The organism is Kitasatospora sp. NPDC005748, from assembly GCF_040630735.1.
In the GTDB taxonomy this organism is placed as follows: Bacteria; Actinomycetota; Actinomycetes; order Streptomycetales; family Streptomycetaceae; genus Kitasatospora.
In genome coordinates, this window is sequence record NZ_JBEXYD010000041.1 from 1 (window position 1) to 17,454 (window position 17,454).

The window sequence follows — 17,454 nt, forward strand, 5'->3', positions numbered from 1 at the left end:
GTGGAACCGGGACATCCCGGTTCCACCCCGCCGGCCCCCGGCTCGGTTCTGCACGGATGCCGCCGACGGCCCGGCCCCGTCCGTCCTCCCCGACGACCCGGCCGTCTACGAGCTTTCCGTCCGGCGCGCCTCGGGGGCGGTGGAGCGGATCGAGGTCGACTCCGCGCTGTACGACGGGGCCGACCGGGAGGCCGCGGCCGACCCGGAGACGTGGTACGCCGAGGTCGTCGGCATCACGGTCGCCGGCCGGCACCACCGGGAGTCGCCCTCGGCCTCCGGTCGGCTGCTGTGGGACCTCCTGCTCGCCTGGTCGGGGCTGGGCCTGCTGCTGTGGGCCGTGTTCGGCGGGGGACGGGCGATCACCTTCTTCGGGATCATGGGTCACCGCGCGTTCGCCTGGGTGTGGTTCGGGGTCTGGACCCTCTGGCCGGTGACCGGGCTGCTGACGGGCCGTGGTGCGTCCTGGCTCGCGTTACCGCTCTCGGCGGTGTTCTGGTTGTTCGGTGCGGTGATCGCCGTGGCCTTCTTCCGGAACGACGGCTTCCGGCTCCGCGCCCACCGGCTCCGCGCCCACCGCCTCCGCGCCCACCGCCTCCGCGCCCGCCGGCTCCGCGCCCACCGCCTCCGTTGACCGGCCGTCCCTGCCGGTCGAACCGCCGCGCCACCGCCCCCGTCGCGGCGGCGAGGACGACGGCTCAGACGATGAGGGCGGGCCGGATCGGGCGACGGCCGAAGCGTGGGGTCACCTGGAGACCACAGGAGCGCGGCCGTCGGTCCGCGCCCAGGGCTACGGTTCGTCCCTGCGGGTCAGGGCCAGGATGCTGCCCGTGAGCCCGATGACGAGGAGGGCGACGGCGATGCTGATGCCGCCGGTGCGCTGCCAGTAAACGTCGCTGAGGTCGATGAGGTTGGCGGTCTCGTCGATGACGAGGGCTGCGCCGATGCCGTAGGTCAGGCCCATCCAGGTGCGCCAGCGCGGTGAGCGCTCCACCAGGCCCAGCGCTCCGACGATCATGAGGATCAGGATGCCCCACACGTAGTGGTGGATGTGGACACCTCCCGCCGAGACGTTGCCCACGCCGGCGGCGTCGATGTGGATCAGCCAGGTCAGCAGTCGCAGGAAGGCGAACGTGAGGGTGAATCCCCACCACGCCAGGACCAGCCCGCGGCGGGTCGGTGAGACCTCGCGCCAGCGCCGGGGGCGGCGACGGTCCGGCTTGGGCGGGGAGTCCTGGTCCTGCTCCGTGGGTGCGTCCATTCGCAGACCCTAGCCCCCGTCCCCGGAGACGGGCCCTACGGCGAGCCGGGAGTCGTGGTGGAACCCGGTCGTGGGCTCCGCACCCGGCGGCCGGCGGGGCCCGCCGGGTGGAACGGATCGACGCCGCGGCTAGGCTCACCCTTGATCCACTGAGAGCGTCGAAGGAGGTGCGGGCATGGGTCTCGCCGGGAGGACCGTGGTGGTGACCGGCGCGGGGCGCGGGTTCGGGAGGGCGTTCGCGGTGCACGCCGGCCGGATGGGTGCGCGCCTGTTCGTCTCCGCCCGCACGCCGGCCGCCGCGCGGAAGACGGCCGCGGAGGTGGCGGCCGACAGCGGTGCCCAGGTGGACGCGTTCGCCTGCGACCTGGCCGACCCGGCCACGGTGCGGGGCTTCGCGGAGGGGGTCGCCGCACGAACGGCCCAGGTGGATGTGCTGGTCAACAACGGCGCCCGATACCTGCAAGGCCCTGACCTGTGGGACGCCGACGACGAAGCGATCGCCGACACCGTCGCCTCCGGAGCCACCGGCACCCTGCTGACGGTCAAGCACTTCCTGCCCCTGCTGCGCGCTTCGGCGGGCGCGGACGTGGTCAACCTGGTCTCCTCGGCCGCGGAAGCGAGGAACCATCGGTCGCAGGCGCATCCCGCGTTCTACGCGGCCAAGGCCGCCCAGGCCGGATTCGCGGACGTCCTCTCCCATCGGCTCCGTCCCGAGGGCATCCGCGTGATCTCGCTCTACCCGCCGGACTTCACGGACGGCGACCCGCTCCACCCCCGCTGGGACGACGCCTCCCGGACCACGGACGGCCCGTTGACCGCGCGGTCCGTCCTCGACTGCGTCCTCTTCGCGATCGGCCAGCCGCGCGACTGCTTCATCCGTTCCTTCCACTTCGAGCAGCTGTAGAGCGGCACTTCGAGTGGCCGTGGGGCGCCGTCGGGTCGCCGCGCAGCGGGCCCCGGCCGAGGGCGCCGTCCGTGCGGCGCGGTCCGCACCCCGCGCCGACGGTCCGCGAAGGGAGGGACCCCGGCCGACGTACGGCCGGGGTCCCTCGGGCCGGTCAGGAGCGGTCAGGAGCGGTCAGCAGGCGGAGGCGCCGGTGCCGAGGGAGGATCGTCCGGGTACCGTCGGCCGCACGCGCCCGAGTTCACCGGGGGCGGGTCGGTCAGTGCTGCAGGGTGAGGACACCCGGCCGCCACGGCAACTGGTCGTAGGGGCCGCTCGCGCTGGGGGACTTGCCCTGGTAGAGGAACTGCAGGTTGCAGGGGTCGACGGTCATGGTCTGGTCGGGGTTGTTGCGGACGAGGTCCCCGTGGCTGATGTCGTTGGTCCAGGAGGCGCCGCTGTTGGCCTTGCCCGCGAAGGGGTTGCTCTCGGTGGCGGCCTGCGGGGTCCAGGAGCCGTTCAGACTGGTGGCGGTGAAGGAGCGGAAGTAGCGCTGCTCGTTCGCGCCCCGGGCCTCGACGATCATGAGGTACTGGTTCCGGCCCTGGACCTTGTAGACCTGCGGTGCCTCGAAGAGGTTCTTCACCGTGTCGCTCATGACCGTCGTGTAGGAGGAGCCGAAGTTGCCCGGGAAGTTCCCGATCGGCATGCTCGCCCGGTAGATGCTGCCGTTGTCACCGGCGAAGAACAGGTACATGTTCTGGTCGTCGGCGATCAGGGTCTGGTCGATCGGGGCGGCGCCCGGGATGCCGCCGGTGAACAGCGGCTGCGGCGCGGACCAGCCGTTGGGGTTGGTCGGGTCGCTCGACGTGCGGTAGATGAAGGGCCACGCGCCCCACTGGTACGCCAGCACCCAGATGTTCTTCGGGGCGAAGTAGAACAGCGTGGGTGCCACCGCGTTCTGGTTCATCCCGGTCTGCCCGGCCGACGCCATGCCCGACCAGTCGGTGAACGGAGCGAACGCCATCGAACCGTACGAGGAACCCGACACGTCCGAGGCGTAGACGAGGTGCTTGCCGTTGTACGTCGCGGTGGTGAAGTCCTTCAGCGCGCCCCACCCGTTCGCCGGTTGCGCCAGCACGCCCGTCGACGACCAGCGGTACGTCGAGGGGAGGGGGCAGGTGCCGCCCGGCGTCGTCCCGGACAGGCCGGTCCACTTCTGGTTGGCGGCGCCGGTGCACGTCCAGATCCCCACGGCCGTGCCGTTGGCCGTGCCGGCGCCGGTGACGTCCAGGCACAGCCCGGACTCCACGCCGACGATCGTGCCGTCGGAGTTGACCCGCCACTGCTGGTTCGCACCGCCGCTGCAGGTCCAGATCTGCACCCTGGTGCCGGCCGTGGTGGCGTGGCCCGGAACGTCCAGGCACTTGTTGCCGTACACGGTCAGCTGGTTGGTGGACGTCGACGTCCACTGCTGGTTGGTACCGCCCGAGCAGTCGTAGATCTGCAGGGACGCGCCGTCGGCCTGGCCGGCGTTCTGCACGTCGAGGCACCGGCCGGAACCGGCACCGCGCACGGCGCTGCCGGTGGCCGCCTGTGCCGGGTTGGCGACGAGCATCGCGGCCAACGCCACCACGGCCGCGAGCACGGCGGTGAGCACCACGGACAGGTGCCCGCGGCGGGAATTCCGTCTGCGCATGGGAGACCTCTTTCGTGAAGGGAGGGAGTTGTCACACGGCCTTGTCATCGCTCACCTGTGCGCGCCGCCGTGAGGGCGCGCATCGAGCGTCTTCACACCAGCTGCCCCGCGGCGGGTGCCCGGTCGCGACAGGAGCCCGGCGGGGCACCCGCCGCGCCGGCGGCTCGGCTCAGCCGAACTTCCAGTGCTGGTTGGCCCCGCCGGTCGAGTCCCAGATCTGGACGGGAGCGCCGTTGGCGGTCTGACCGCCGGCGACCTCCAACGCGCGGCCGCTGGCGACGTTGGTCAGGGTGTAGGAGCCGTCGCCGTTCCGGGCGGCCCGCCAGTGCTGGTTGGCGCCGCCGTTGGCGTCCCAGACCTCCATCCTCGTCCCGTTGCCCGTCTGGTTCGCGGGCTCGTCCAGCACCCGGCCGCTGGCGACGTTGGTCAGGGTGTAGGAGCCGTCGCCGTTCTGGGCGGCCCGCCACTGCTGGTTGGCGGCGCCGCTGGCGGCCCACACCTGGAGCGGGGTGCCGTTGCCGTTCTGTCCCGCGGGTTCGTCGAGCACGCGTCCGGCGGCAACGTCGGAGAGCGTGTAGACGGTGCCGGGGGTGATGCCCCCGGGCGGCGTCCCGCCGCTACCGCGGCTCAGGGTGGAGAGCACCGCGCCGTAGGCGGCCTTCTTGTTTCCGTTGTTGTCGAACAGCAGCGGGTTCTCACCGGTGCGCCAGGAGTCGCTGTCCCGGATGCCCCACACCGTGATGCCCGTGCAGCGGGCGACGTCGAGGCAGGTCTGGACGGCGGTGGTGTACGCGCCGGCGGACGCCTGGGCGATGTCGAGCTCGGTGAGCTGGACGTCCACGCCGAGGGCGGCGAAGGCGGACAGGGTGGTCCGGAAGCTGGCCGGCGGCCCGCCGGCGCCGAAGTGGCTCTGGAATCCGACGCAGTCGACGGGCACGCCGCGGGCCTTGAAGTCCTTGACCATGGAGTAGACGCCCTGGGTCTTGGCGTCGGACCAGTTCTCGATGTTGTAGTCGTTGTAGCAGAGCTTGGCCGAGGGGTCGGCGGTCCGGGCGGTGCGGAAGGCCTCCTCGATGAAGCCGTTGCCCAGCACGTTCTGGAACACGGAGCCGCGGTGCTGGCCGCTGCCGCCGTCGGCGAAGGCCTCGTTGACCACGTCCCAGGCGTAGATCTTGCCTTTGTAGTGGGCCATCTCCGTGGTGATGTGGTTGTTCATCACGCTGCGCAGGGTGTTGGCGTCGGTGATGCCGGTGACCCAGTTGGGCAGCTGGGAGTGCCAGACCAGGGTGTGGCCGCGCATGCGCTGGCCGTGCGCGGAGGCGTGGCCGACGATCGAGTCGGCGGGCCCGAAGTCGAACGACCCGCGGGAGGGTTCGACGGTGTCCCACTTCATCTCGTTCTCCGGGGTGACCATGCTGAATTCCCGGTCGAGGATGGTGGAGTAGGTCGGGTCGCCGAGCTTTCCGGCGGGCACTGCGGCGCCGAAGTAGCGGCCGCTGCCGGCCGCCGCCGCACCGAGCGTGGTGGCCCCGGCGGCGTCGGCCGCGGGGCTCGCGGCGACGGCCGTGATCGAGCTGACGACCAGGCCCGCGACCGCGGTCAGGACCTTGCCGAGGCGGGGCTTCTGGGTGAGCCATGGCATGACGGATCGTTCTCCTTGGGTGGGGGATGACGGCACACCGGTGGGGACCGGGGCCTCGTCGTGACGATCGTGCGCGTACGCGGCCGAGCCGGTCCTGCCGGGCAGGGCGGGCTGTGCGTGCCCCGAGCGCGGAGCTTGGTCCCGTCCAGGAGCCGTAGCGCCGGTCGACGCACCGAGCGCACCCCTGTGGGTTCGGCGGATCCGGGGATCAACCGGGGTGTCGGCACCTTCTGTTAGCGCTAACATTTCCGCGGTGGGGAACGCGCCCTGCCTGACATGTTCAGGTGAAATCTCCAACAGGCGTTGCGAGTTGTCAATACCTCGCGCAGCGGCGGACCGGATTCGCCGCGGCACTCGCCCGGGCGCAGACGCCTCCGCCGTCCCCTCGGCGGCGTCACCGGCAGGCCGGCCTGCGCGGTGGCCCGGAGCGCTCGCTGCCGGCGACCCGACGCGGGACGGGGACGGTGACCGCCGCGCGGGCCGGCACCGGCCCGAAGGCGCCGGGTAGCCGTCCGGGTGCCTCGCACCGCCGGCCCGCCGGACCCCACGCGGGCGGTGCCGCCCGGCCTTCAGGTCGTGCTCGGGCGCCCCCGGGGCGGCGCGATACGACCGGACGGCCACCCGGCTACCCGGCTGCCCGGCTACCTGGCTATCCGGCCACCCGGCGCGGCGGACGCCCTGCCTCCCGGAGGAGGGCCCCGCCGGGCGGTGGCTCTCGCCGCTCGGCACCTCCCCGGACGTGCATCGGCCGGCTCATCGGGCGAACCCTCCCCAGACGGAGGCGGGGCCGCCCGCACTCCGGGCCTCGACCCGGTAGCTGTCGTTCGCGGCGCTGCGCGTGCCGGCGGCGTGGTTGTACTGGCCTGCGAACTCGTGCTGCCCGGCCGGCACGGTGCGGCCGGGCCTGAGGGTCCAGCGGTAGACCAGCACGCCGTCCGACTCCTGCACGGTGACGGAGAAGTCCTCGGCCGGCAGGGTTCGCCAGTTGCCGGTGTCCCGCACGTCGCCGGTCTGCGCGACGCGCAGTTCCACGGTGAGCGAGGTGAGCGGCTGGGCGGACGTGAGGAGGAGGTCGCTCTGGGCCCAGTAGACGGTGCTGTGCGCGTCCACCGAGCCCTCCGACCACAGCGGTCCGTTCTGTGGCCGGGTGCTCGCCGTGGGGGTCGGGCGCGAGGCGGGCGGGGCGTTGGTGGGCGGGGCGGCTGTGGGCGGGTCGGCGGTGGGTGCCCGCGTCGGGTCGGCGACACCGGGGGGAGTCGCCACCGGGGGCGAGGAGGCGACCGCCGGAGGCGGGACGGCCGGGGTGGTGACGGGCTCCGACGGCGGAGTCCGGGCGATGCCGGCGACGGCGAGACCACCGGTCGCCAGGATGCCGGCGGCAGCGAGGCCGGCCAGGGCGGCCTTGGGCCACGACCTCGCGAACGTCGGTGTGCGGTGGCGGACGGGAGGACCGGCCGCACCGCGTTCCACGCGGGCCAGGATCCGTGCCCGGTCGGGCTGGTGGGCCTCGGCGGCCTCGCGCAGCCGACGGGTGATGTCGTCGTTCACCGGTTCCGCCTTCCTGCCGCCAGTTCGCCGACCGCTCGTGCGCCGAGTGCGCCTTCCAGCTCGGCCATCGCCTTCGAGGTCTGGCTCTTCACCGTACCGACCGATATGCCCAGTGCCACGGCGGTGTCCTTCTCCGACAGGTCGAAGGCGTGGCGCAGCACCACGCACGCCCGCTTGCGGAACGGCAGGCGGGCGAGCGCCGCGCGGACGTCCAGCACGGCGGCGACGTCCGGGCCGTCCGTCCGCTCGGGGGCCCGGGACCAGAAGAGCAGGATCCGGCGCCGCTCGCGAACCGCGCTGCGGATCCGTTCCCGGGCCATGTTGGCGACCACCCCGCGGGCGTAGGCGAGGGGGTGGTCGGCTGCGCGGAGCCGGTCCCAGCGCTGCCACAGGGCGATCAGGGCGTCGGCGGCGAGGTCGTCGGCCGCGTCCGTCTCGCCGGTCAGGAGATGGGCGAGACGGGCGAGTTCGGCGTGGTGGCGTTCGAAGAAGTCGTGGAACTCCGCGGACGCGTCATCGAGGAGCATTTCCCCCGGTCGCCCTCTCCTAGCAATGTGAGCGTTAACAGCCTGGCTGAGCGTAGCAGGGGCCGTGACCGGCTCCGGGTGGTGGCCGCCCCGGAGAGGGAGCCCGGACGGCGGGCCGGCGAGCGGCGCGGTCAATGCCGGGCGAACTGGACCCGGGCCGGCTGCGCGATGCCCGCTTGCAACGCGATCCCGTCGACGGTCAGTTGTTCCCCGTAGATGTCGGTGACCCTGATCGGGCCCCCGCACCCGGTGCCGTCGGCGGAGAGGAAGTAGTTGTAGTCGCTGCGGGGGAGCTGTCGCCAGCCGCCGGGCGCCCGGACCTCCAACGTCGCGACCGGGTTGCGGTGACCGATCGCCTGGATACCGCACCACCACTGGGTCGACCCGGTCTTGTACCGGACCGACATCGTCTCCGGCGCGCCCGGGCTCAGCAGCGTCCAGGTGATCGGGAGCCGGCCCACCGAGAGCTCGGCGAGCTCGGCGAAGGCCTGGTGGCTGAGGTCGAGCTGCCCCGGTGCGCAGGGCAGCGGGCACTCGTTGACGATCCGGACCGTGAGGGTGGCGCCGTTGGCGGCGCGGACGAGCACGGACGCCCCGCACGCCTTGGCCGACTCGTAGTCGGTGTGGTTCATCGCCGCGACCATGAGGTCGCCGGACGGGCCGAACGAGCAGGCGCCGTTGCCGTCGGCGGCGTCGTAGGACGTCGCGACGCCCGGGTAGCTCGCCCCGGGCTTGATCCGCCCGGCCAGGGACGCGGTGGCCGGCACCGGGTGGGCGGTGGCCGAGGGCGACGGGGTGGCCCCGGCGGTCGACGGCCGCGGCGTGGTGGTGGCGGGCGGGGAGGGGGCGGCGGTCGCCGGGGACGGGGTGCCGGCGGCCGAAGCCGTCGCCACGGTGGGCGTGGTCCCGGGCGGGGCGGCGGAGGCGGTCGGTGCGGCCGTTTCGGCCGCTGTCCCGACGGCAGGACCGGTGGCTTGTCCTGTGCTCGGTGCGGTGGCCGCGACGGACGCGGCGGCCGGCCGGCCGGCGGCGGCCTCCCCGCTACCCCCGCCGCCCCCGCTCCCCGGCAGGAGCGCGAAGGCCAGGAACGCCAGCACCCCGGCCGCCACCAGAACCAGCGGAACGCCCATGACCAGCCCGCGCCTCGACTGCGGGGCGGCGTGCTTCGTTGCCCTCATTCCCATCCATTCGGTAGATCGACTCGACGTTGCACTGCTCAGTGGCCGCCGGAGCCGGAAAGGTTGCCGCTCCGGCGCGGAATTCCCGAGGGGCTGCCCGGGCGGGCGGCGGGCCACGCCGCCCGCCCGGGCAGCGACGGTCAGGAAGGGTCGCCGTACAGCACGCCGCGCCCGTAGCCGCCCAGGTACACCCGGCCGTAGACGTCGGGGTCGCCGGCGACGACGTTGATGACACTTCCGCCGAACTGGTGCTGGTCGTCGTTGATCCTGGTCCAGGTCGAGCCGCCGTCGGTGGAACGGAACAGGCCGGTGACGCCCTTGACCTTCCCGCTCAGGAAGACGGCCTGGTAGCCGGCGCCCGGCGCCGCCTTGCCGAAGCCGACGGCGCTCGCCTGCTCCACGCCGTCGAGCTTGCGGAAGCTCGACCCGCCGTCCGTGGAGTGCCGGAGCCCGTTGCGCCCGCCGGCGATCCAGAGGTCGCCGGCGACGCCCGGAACCGCCTTGAGCTGCCCGTCGCCCAGACCGGCGGCGCGGGCGGTGAAGTGCCTTCCGCCGTCGGTGGCGGTGTACAGGGTGCCGCCGCTGAGCGCGTAGAAGGTGTTCGCCGCCGACCGGTCGGCCACCACGGCCGTGTCCTTGGTCAGGCCGGCGGCCTGCGTCCAGGACGCGCCGCGGTTGGTGGAGAGGAAGGGAGCCTGGCCCGAAGGGGTCCACACCACGGTGGCGCCGTCCGCCGAGACGGCCGTGGAACCACCGCCCGCGTCGCCCACCGGAACGCTCGCGAACGGTGTCCAGCCGACCCCGCCGTCGGTGGACCAGGCGCCGTGCTGCGCACCGCCGAGGCCGACCCGCACCAGGAACTCCGGCTTGCCCTGGGCGAAGTCGATGCCGGTGGTGTTGGTGAACAGCGGCCCGGTCAGCGCCTTGGCGGGAACCTTGGTCAGGTCGTCGTGCCGGAAGCCGCCGACATCCCCGAGTGCGCTGATCAGCGGCAGGCCGGGGGGCTTGACCAGTCCGAGCGTCGCGGTCTCCTCCAGGCCCCTGGCCGGGATCGTCCAGTGCGTCGGACGCCCGGTGTCCGCCGCCGTCACGTCGTTGCTGCCCCACAGGCCCGATCCGGTGCCGTACAGCACGTGTCCGGAGTCGAAGGGGTCGATGGCCAGCGTGCCCATCCAGTGCCCGATGCCGGTACCCACGTACGGCGCCGCGGAGTTGTCGCGCACGGCGCTCGCGTCGAGCGGCTTCCAGGTGGCGCCGCCGTCGGTCGACCGGTAGAGCTCGTCGGAAGGCCACCAGCGGTCGAGCGTGGTGACCATCACCGTGGCCGGGTGCTGCGGGTCGACGGCCAGGCCGGCGAAGCCGTAAGCGCCGCTGGACGGCGAGACGTTCTTCCAGGCCCCGGTGGACGGCGTGTACTTCCACACCGAGCCGCCCGTCACCCCGTTCGGGCCGGGCGCGTTGGTGTAGGTCAGGTAGAACGAGCCGTCGCCGGACAGCACACCGTGCTGCGGCAGCTGCCCGGTGGGCTGGGCCGGTACGGCCTGCCAGGTGGCGCCGCCGTCGGTGGAGCGGTACAGCGAGGTGGTCCGGTCGGCCACCCCGACGTAGACCGTCCTGCTGCCGGGCGGCCCGAAGGTCACGAAGGACAGGCCGGCGCCGCTGCTCGCGCCGTCCCTGACGGGGAAGCCGCCGACCTGGCTCCAGGTCACGCCGTAGTCGGTGCTGCGCCAGAGGCCGTTCTTGCGGGTGCCGAGGTAGAGCGTGCGGTGGTCGTCGGGGTCCACCACCAGGCGCTCGCCCATGGACCGGCCGTCCTCGTTGCCGCCCAGTTTGAACGGCAGGTCGGTGCGCTGGAACGTCCGGCCCTGGTCGGTGGAGCGGAGGATCGCGCCGTTGCCCGCCCAGTCGTTGGTGTAGGTGCCGCTCGCGAGGTACAGGCGGCCCGGGTCGACCGGGTCGGTCGCCAGGCTCTCGATCCCCAGCAGGTTCCAGTCGTCGCCGCCGATCCAGTCGGTCAACGAGGTCCACCGGGCGGCGGCCGCGTCCCAGCGGTACGCGCCGCCGATGTCGGTCCGGGCGTAGAGGAGGTCCTTGCGCGCGGGGTTGAAGACCAGCCCGGTGACGAACCCGCCACCGACGATCTGGGCGTTGTGCCAGGCATACCCGCCCGTGCCGTCGACCTTCACCAGCCGCCAGTGCTGGTTGGTGCTGCCCCGGTCGGCGTACTGGATGAGCGGCACGCCCTCGCCGTCGGAACCGCCCCACACGTCCAGGACCATGCCGCTGCTGCGGGAGACCAGCTTCACCGCGCCGCCGCCGACGTCCTGCATCCTCCACTGCTGCGCGGCGGAGCCGTGGTCGGTCTGCTGCTCGACGGCGGCGGCCGGCTCGGTGGAAGCCCCCCGCACTCCGATGACCTTGTGACTGCTGCGGTTCTCCACCTCGTAGAAGCCGTCCCCCACCAGCTTCAGTTGCCACTGCTGGCTCGCGGCACCGGCAGCGCGGCCCGCCTGGCGGATCCGGACGCCGTCGGCCGCGTCCGCCCCGGGGACGTCCAGCGCCTTGTCGCTGCGGACCGACACCAGCGTGTAGTAAGCGGTGGGGTCCACCGACGCGGCTTTCGAGTCGGCCTGCACGAGGAGCAGGTACGGGCCGAGCACGCCGGGCACGCCGAGGGCCAGGCCCAGCGTGGTCCAGCGCCGGCGGTGGCGCCCACGCGTACGTCGCCGGCCACCGGCCGCGCGGTCGTGCCGGGTGCGGCCGTCCGCGGTGGGATCCGTCTCGTTCATGGGGGCTACTCCTTGCTTCGGCGCCGTCGCGGCGCTGCCGCCCGGGTCGGCGGCGCGCGGCGGTGGGCGGCGCTGGGATCGGACGGCCCGTGGGCGGTGTGCCGCCCTCGTGCCACCCGTCAGTTGCCGCCGGCGGAGCGAAGGTTGCCGTGCGGCCGGGACTTTCCGCCGACGCCGGCCGGCCGGCCCGGACGGCCGGACCGCGAGGGCGCACCGGGCGTCCGGCAGCCGGCTGCCGCCTGGGTGCACCCACGCCTCGTCCCGGGTCGTCGGCGCGCCGGGGCGGGACGCGTCCGCGCCCCCGGCCGTCCGGTGGCGGACGGTCGGGGGCGCGGGATTCAGGGGGGGAGCCGTGCCGGGCGGCGGTGTTCCCCCGGTCGGGGGCCGGGTGGTGGAGGCGCCCCACCCGTCCCCGCGCAGCCGTTCCCGGGTCAGGAGCCGGCCCTGCGCTTGTTGTAGACGTCGAAGCCGACGGCTGCCAGCAGCACCAGGCCCTTGATCACCTGCTGGTAGTCGGTGCCGATCCCGACCAGTGACATGCCGTTGTTGAGCACGCCCAGCACCAGGCCGCCGATGATGGCGCCGAGCACGGTGCCCACGCCGCCGCTGGCGGAGGCGCCGCCGATGAACGCGGCGGCGATCGCCTCCAGCTCGAAGTTGATGCCGGCCTGCGGCGTGCCGGCGTTGAGCCTCGCGGCGAAGACCAGCCCGGCGAGCGCCGCGAGGACGCCCATGTTGGTGAAGGCGAGGAAGACGACCCGCCTGCTCTTCACTCCGGACAGCTTGGCCGCCGCCTCGTTGCCGCCGATGGCGTAGGTGTGCCGCCCGATGATCGAGTTGCGCATCAGATAGCCGAAGGCGACCAGCAGCGCGCCGAGGATCAGCAGCACGATCGGCACGCCGTGGTAGCTGGCCAGCAGCAGCGTGAAGACCACCACCGCCGCGGCGATCACGGCGAGCTTGGCGAGGAACAGCCCGAGCGGGAGCGGCTCCAGCCCGTACGAGGCGGTCTGCCGCCGGCCGCGCACCTCCTGGAGGACCGCGACGGCCAGCACGGCGAGGCCCAGCAGCAGGGTGAGGTTGTGGTAGTCGGTGTGCGGGCCCACCTCGGGGAGGAAGCCGCTGCTGATGCTCTGGAAACCCTTGGGGAACGGCGCCACCGACTGCCCCTGGAGGAGGATCTGGGTGCCGCCGCGGAACAGCAGCATGCCCGCCAGGGTGACGATGAACGACGGGATGCCCAGGTAGGCGATCCAGAAGCCCTGCCAGGCGCCGGCGAGCGCGCCGATCACCAGCGCGGCCAGCAGCGCCACGGGCCAGGGCAGGTGGTGCTTGACCATCATCACCGCGGCGGCCGCCCCGACGAAGGCGGCCAGGGAACCGACCGAGAGGTCGATGTGCCCGGCGATGATGACGATCATCATGCCGATCGCCAGGATGAGGATGTAGCCGTTCTGCTGGATCAGGTTGGTGATGTTGAGCGGCTGGAGCAGGATGCCGTCGGTCCAGAACTGGAAGAGCAGCACGATGAGTGCGAGAGCGACCAGCATGCCGTACTGGCGTACGTTGCCGCTCAGCGCGCGGGCCAGCACGCCGCCGACGGACGGGCTCGGGCCGCCCCGCGGTGCCTTCGGGGACGAATCCGGGATGATCTCGGTCTGGGCCATGCCTCACACCTGCTCGTTGCTGGATGCGGCGCTCATGGTCATGAGCCGCATGAGGGATTCCTGGGTGGCGTCCGCCCGGGCCACCTCACCGGTGATCCGGCCTTCGGCCATGGTGTAGATCCGGTCGCACAGACCCAGGAGTTCGGGGAGTTCGGACGAGATGACGAGCACGGCCTTGCCCTGGGTGGCGAGTTCGGCGATGACGGTGTAGATCTCCGCCTTCGCGCCGACGTCGATGCCGCGGGTGGGCTCGTCGAGGATCAGCACCTCCGGTCCGGCGAAGATCCACTTGCTGAGGACGACCTTCTGCTGGTTGCCGCCGCTGAGCGTGCCGGTCCGGGTGAACACCGTCGGCGCCTTGATGTTCATCGTCCGTCGGAAGGTCTCGGCGACCCGGGTCTCCTCGTGCCGGTCGACCCGGCCGAACCGGGTGACCTTGCCGAGCGCGCTCAGCGAGATGTTCCGGCTGATGTCGTCGATGAGGTTGAGACCGAGTTGTTTGCGGTCCTCGGTGACGTACGCGATGCCGTGCCCGATCGCTTCGGGCACCGTACGGGTGCGGATCTCCCGGCCGTGCAGCCGCACCCGGCCGCCGGCCCACCGGCCGTACGAACGGCCGAACACGCTCATGGCCAGCTCGGTGCGGCCGGCGCCCATCAGACCGGCGATGCCGACGATCTCGCCGCGCCGCACGTTCAGCGAGGCTCCGTCCACCACCGTGCGCTGCTGGTCGATCGGGTGCCGGACGCTCCAGTCCTCGACCTCGAACGCGACCTCGCCGACGTCCCGGGTGCGCTCGGGGTAGCGGTGTTCCAGGTCGCGGCCGACCATGCCGCGGATGATCCGCTCCTCGGCGATGCCCTCGGAGCCGATCGCGATGGTCTCGATGGTCCGGCCGTCGCGCAGGATGGTCACGGCGTCCGCGACCCGGGCGATCTCGTTCAGCTTGTGCGAGATGATGATGCACGAGATGCCGCGCGCCTTGAGTTCCAGGATCAGGTCGAGCAGCTTGCGGCTGTCCTCGTCGTTCAGCGCGGCGGTCGGCTCGTCCAGGATGAGCAGTTTGACCTCCTTGGCCAGCGCTTTGGCGATCTCGACCAACTGCTGCTTGCCGACCCCGAGATCGGCGACCCTGGTGTGGGGGCTCTCGTCGAGGCCGACCTGCCGGAGCAGTTCGGCGGCGTGGGTGAGGGTCCGGTGCCAGCTGATGATGCCCCGGCTGGCGTGCTCGTTGCCGAGGAAGATGTTCTCGGCGATGGACAGGTAGGGCACCAGGGCGAGCTCCTGGTGGATGATCGCGATGCCGAGCCGCTCGCTGGCCCGGATGTCCTTGAACCGGCAGGGTTCGCCCTCGAAGAGGATCTCGCCCTCGTAACTGCCGTGCGGGTAGACCCCGCTGAGCACCTTCATCAGGGTGGACTTGCCGGCGCCGTTCTCACCGCAGACGGCGTGCACCTGGCCCGCCGAGACGGTCAGGTTGACCTGGGAGAGCGCCTTGACGCCGGGGAACGACTTGCTGATCGACCGCATTTCGAGAACGGGTCCGGCCATGGCTGTGCATCCGTATCGTTCGGGGTGGTGCGGTGCGGGGGATCTACCGCACCCCGCACCACCGTGTCGACGCCTGGCCCGTCAGCCGGGCCTCGGGGTTACTTGAGCTGGTCTGCGGTGTACTGGCCGCTGTCCACCAGGACCTTCTGGTAGTTGTCCTTGTCGACGCTGACCGGCTGGAGGAGCTGGGCCGGGACGGTCTTGACGCCGTTGTCGTACTGGCTGGTGTCGTTGACCTCGGGCTTGCCGCCGGTCAGCAGCGCGTCGCCCATCTGGACGGCCACCTTGGCGAGTTGGCGGGTGTCCTTGTAGACCGTCTGGGTCTGCTCGCCCGCGATGATCGACTTCACCGACGCCAGTTCCGCGTCCTGACCCGTGACGACCGGCAGCGACTTCCCGGCGCCGTAGCCGACACCCTTGAGGGAGGAGAGGATGCCGATCGAGATGCCGTCGTACGGCGAGAGCACGGCGTCGACGCGGGCGGCGGTGTACGACTTGCTCAGCAGGTTGTCCATCCGGGACTGGGCGAGACCGCCGTCCCAGCGCAGGGTGGCGACCTGGTTGAAGGCGGTCTGGCCGCTCTGGACCACGAGCTTCTTGTCGTCGATGTACGGCTTGAGGACGCTCATCGCGCCGTTGAAGAAGAAGTTGGCGTTGTTGTCGTCCGGCGAGCCCGCGAACAGCTCGACGTTGAACGGGCCCTTGCCGTCCTTGAGTCCGAGCTTGTCGACGATGTAGCCGCCCTGGAGCACGCCCACCTTGTAGTTGTCGAAGGTGGCGTAGTAGTCGACGTTGCCGGTGCCGCGGATCAGCCGGTCGTAGGAGATGACCGGGATGTGCGCGTCGGCGGCCTTCTGCAGCACGTTGGTGAGCGAGGATCCGTCGATGGCGGCGATCACCAGCAGTTTGGCACCCTTGGTGATCATGTTCTCCACCTGGGAGACCTGGTTCTCCACCACGTTGTCCCCGTACTGCAGGTCGGTCTTGTAGCCCTTGGCCTGGAACTCCTTGACCATGTTGGTGCCGTCGGCGATCCAGCGCTCCGACGACTTGGTCGGCATGGCGATGCCGACGAGGCCGCCCTTCGCGTCCCCCTTGGCCGGACCGTCGCCGGCGCCGCTGGCGCTCTGGCCGCAGGCCGCCAACGACAGGATCAGGCCCGCGGCGACGAGGCTCGCCGAAATCTTCCGCACAGTTCCTCCAGTGATGGTTCCGCGACCGGCACAGAGCGACCCTGGCTGGGCGACTGGGAGCGGTCGGGCGGGGCCGGCCGGGGACGGGGCCCTCGTGCTGTGGGGCACCGGGGTTACGGTCGCCGTGGCCTGGCGTGACAAGAGTGTTAACGCTCACATCGGCGGAGTCAAGGGTTGCCGGTGCATCGTTGGATCCCCGGGGCGGGACAACCTCCTCGCCGGGCGTGGAGCCGGGGCCGCGGGCCGTTGCCGACGGCCGTCGGTTGGTCCACGTTCCACCGCCGCGCGGCCGGGGCGGCGGTCAGCGGGTCCGGCGCCCTCTCGGTCCGGCGCCCGGACGCCCGGTGGGGAGGAGCGCCTCCGCCGGCCCGGAGGTGACGCATCGGTGGGGGCCCGGTCGCGTACTGTGGTGCGCAGCCGAGGAAGGGGACTGCGAGTGGGAACCGACAGCACCGGGACGGAACAGCGCCAGCCCGTGATGGCGGATGTGGCGAAACTGGCAGGCGTGTCCCACCAGACGGTGTCCCGGGTGCTCAACGGCGCCCCGCACGTCCGGCCGGACACCCGCGAGCGCGTGCTGGCCGCCATCCGGGAGCTGGACTACCGGCCCAACTCGGCCGCCCGGGCGCTGGTGACCCGCCGCTCGCAGACCCTCGGCGTGGTCAGCTTCGACTCGACCCTCTACGGTCCGGCCTCGATGCTGGACGGCATCGAGCGGGCCGCGCGCAGTGCCGGGTACTTCGTGAGCGTGTCCAGTCTGCGGTCCCTGGACGGCCGTTCGGTCCAGGAGGCCGTCGACCGGCTGCGCGACCAGGGCGTGGAGGGCGTCCTGGTGATCGCACCGCAGACCTCCGGCGTCAGCGCGGTGGCCCGGCTCTCCAGTTCGGTGCCGGTCGTCGCGGTCGGCTCGGGCAACCAGACCCGGGTGCCCATGGTGTCGGTGGGCAACCGCGCCGGTGCCGGGGAGGTCACCGGGTACCTGCTCGACCTGGGCCACCGCACGGTGCACCACGTGGCAGGGCCGGCGAACTGGCTGGAGAGCCAGGACCGCGAGGAGGGCTGGCGCGGTGCGCTGCAGGCGGCCGGAGCCCCGGTGCCGGCCGTCGAACGCGGCGACTGGAGCGCCCGCTCCGGCTACCAGGCCGGCCTGCGGATCGCGGAACTGGCGGATGTCACCGCCGTCTTCTGCGCCAACGACCACATGGCCCTCGGCCTGCTGCGCGCCCTGCACGAGGCCGGGCGGTCGGTGCCGGACGACATCAGCGTGGTCGGCTTCGACGACATCCCGGAGGCCGCCTACTTCATCCCGCCGCTGACCACCGTGCGGCAGGACTTCGGCGAACTCGGCCGCAGAGCCCTGGAGCTGCTCGTCGGAGAGCTGGAGGGCGTCACGCCCGCGCGGGCCCAGGTGAAGATCTCTCCGGAGCTGGTGCTGCGCCGCAGCGTGCGCCCGGTCGCCCGGCGTTGAAGCGGCGGGGGTCCGCGAGCCCCTGACCGCCCGGTGTGCCGGCGCGATCCC

The 17,454-nt window shown here is 72.4% G+C and carries 13 protein-coding genes; 3 read left to right on the forward strand and 10 right to left on the reverse strand.

Translation table 11 applies throughout. The features are described from left to right. The coding region (locus ABZ495_RS25480) for a hypothetical protein (RefSeq protein ID WP_359838245.1) at positions 1 to 631 on the forward strand (631 nt) is incomplete at its 5' end. Between the two features lie 156 nt (positions 632 to 787). On the opposite strand, the gene ABZ495_RS25485 is transcribed toward ABZ495_RS25480, so the two are convergent. Then, complete coding sequence (locus tag ABZ495_RS25485; RefSeq protein ID WP_359838247.1) at positions 788 to 1,258, reverse strand: hypothetical protein; 471 nt, start codon at positions 1,256 to 1,258, stop codon at positions 788 to 790. Between the two features lie 175 nt (positions 1,259 to 1,433). Between ABZ495_RS25485 and ABZ495_RS25490 the strand changes: the two genes are divergently transcribed. Further along, positions 1,434 to 2,162 (forward strand): SDR family NAD(P)-dependent oxidoreductase, encoded by a 729-nt coding sequence (locus ABZ495_RS25490; protein ID WP_359838248.1) that lies wholly within the window; start codon positions 1,434 to 1,436, stop codon positions 2,160 to 2,162. A 259-nt stretch (positions 2,163 to 2,421) separates the two neighbouring features. Here the strand turns inward: ABZ495_RS25490 and ABZ495_RS25495 are convergent, their stop codons facing one another. From ABZ495_RS25495 to chvE, 9 genes are all read right to left on the reverse strand, one after another. Beyond that, positions 2,422 to 3,840 (reverse strand): non-reducing end alpha-L-arabinofuranosidase family hydrolase, encoded by a 1,419-nt coding sequence (locus tag ABZ495_RS25495; RefSeq protein WP_359838250.1) that lies wholly within the window; start codon positions 3,838 to 3,840, stop codon positions 2,422 to 2,424. 169 nt (positions 3,841 to 4,009) lie between these two features. Next, a complete protein-coding gene (locus tag ABZ495_RS25500; RefSeq protein ID WP_359838252.1) occupies positions 4,010 to 5,482 on the reverse strand; it encodes an endo-1,4-beta-xylanase in 1,473 nt (490 codons plus the stop codon). A gap of 753 nt (positions 5,483 to 6,235) precedes the next feature. Beyond that, positions 6,236 to 7,030, reverse strand: a complete 795-nt coding sequence (locus ABZ495_RS25505) for a hypothetical protein (protein ID WP_359838254.1) — start codon at positions 7,028 to 7,030, stop codon at positions 6,236 to 6,238. Then, positions 7,027 to 7,557: a SigE family RNA polymerase sigma factor gene (locus ABZ495_RS25510; RefSeq protein ID WP_329485149.1), complete on the reverse strand. Its 531-nt coding sequence runs from the start codon at positions 7,555 to 7,557 to the stop codon at positions 7,027 to 7,029. The genes ABZ495_RS25505 and ABZ495_RS25510 overlap by 4 nt, the downstream gene beginning before the upstream one ends. Positions 7,558 to 7,688: 131 nt before the next feature. After that, entirely contained in the window at positions 7,689 to 8,735 is a 1,047-nt protein-coding gene (locus tag ABZ495_RS25515; RefSeq protein ID WP_359812067.1) for an expansin EXLX1 family cellulose-binding protein, read from the reverse strand. 140 nt (positions 8,736 to 8,875) lie between these two features. Beyond that, the gene (locus tag ABZ495_RS25520) at positions 8,876 to 11,524 is read right to left on the reverse strand and encodes an RICIN domain-containing protein (RefSeq protein WP_359838255.1); all 2,649 of its coding nucleotides are present in this window, start codon (positions 11,522 to 11,524) and stop codon (positions 8,876 to 8,878) included. A 431-nt stretch (positions 11,525 to 11,955) separates the two neighbouring features. Continuing rightward, on the reverse strand, positions 11,956 to 13,191 hold the full coding sequence (gene mmsB, locus ABZ495_RS25525; RefSeq protein WP_359838257.1) for a multiple monosaccharide ABC transporter permease: 1,236 nt from the start codon (positions 13,189 to 13,191) through the stop codon (positions 11,956 to 11,958). A gap of 3 nt (positions 13,192 to 13,194) precedes the next feature. Beyond that, positions 13,195 to 14,742, reverse strand: coding sequence for a multiple monosaccharide ABC transporter ATP-binding protein (gene mmsA, locus ABZ495_RS25530; protein WP_359838259.1), 1,548 nt, complete (start codon positions 14,740 to 14,742; stop codon positions 13,195 to 13,197). Between the two features lie 98 nt (positions 14,743 to 14,840). Further along, on the reverse strand, positions 14,841 to 15,935 hold the full coding sequence (gene chvE, locus ABZ495_RS25535; protein WP_359838260.1) for a multiple monosaccharide ABC transporter substrate-binding protein: 1,095 nt from the start codon (positions 15,933 to 15,935) through the stop codon (positions 14,841 to 14,843). A 478-nt stretch (positions 15,936 to 16,413) separates the two neighbouring features. Between chvE and ABZ495_RS25540 the strand changes: the two genes are divergently transcribed. After that, positions 16,414 to 17,403 carry a LacI family DNA-binding transcriptional regulator gene (locus tag ABZ495_RS25540; protein WP_359810414.1) on the forward strand — a complete coding sequence of 330 codons (990 nt, stop codon included), beginning with the start codon at positions 16,414 to 16,416 and terminating at the stop codon, positions 17,401 to 17,403. Positions 17,404 to 17,454 lie beyond the last annotated feature (51 nt).

Coding starts and splice junctions, on each gene's coding strand:
- ABZ495_RS25485 (WP_359838247.1), bottom strand. CDS start 1,258: ATGGACGCACCCACGGAGCAGGACCAGGACTCCCCGCCCAAGCCGGAC.
- ABZ495_RS25490 (WP_359838248.1), top strand. CDS start 1,434: ATGGGTCTCGCCGGGAGGACCGTGGTGGTGACCGGCGCGGGGCGCGGG.
- ABZ495_RS25495 (WP_359838250.1), bottom strand. CDS start 3,840: ATGCGCAGACGGAATTCCCGCCGCGGGCACCTGTCCGTGGTGCTCACC.
- ABZ495_RS25500 (WP_359838252.1), bottom strand. CDS start 5,482: ATGCCATGGCTCACCCAGAAGCCCCGCCTCGGCAAGGTCCTGACCGCG.
- ABZ495_RS25510 (WP_329485149.1), bottom strand. CDS start 7,557: ATGCTCCTCGATGACGCGTCCGCGGAGTTCCACGACTTCTTCGAACGC.
- ABZ495_RS25515 (WP_359812067.1), bottom strand. CDS start 8,735: ATGAGGGCAACGAAGCACGCCGCCCCGCAGTCGAGGCGCGGGCTGGTC.
- ABZ495_RS25520 (WP_359838255.1), bottom strand. CDS start 11,524: ATGAACGAGACGGATCCCACCGCGGACGGCCGCACCCGGCACGACCGC.
- mmsB (WP_359838257.1), bottom strand. CDS start 13,191: ATGGCCCAGACCGAGATCATCCCGGATTCGTCCCCGAAGGCACCGCGG.
- mmsA (WP_359838259.1), bottom strand. CDS start 14,742: ATGGCCGGACCCGTTCTCGAAATGCGGTCGATCAGCAAGTCGTTCCCC.
- ABZ495_RS25540 (WP_359810414.1), top strand. CDS start 16,414: ATGGCGGATGTGGCGAAACTGGCAGGCGTGTCCCACCAGACGGTGTCC.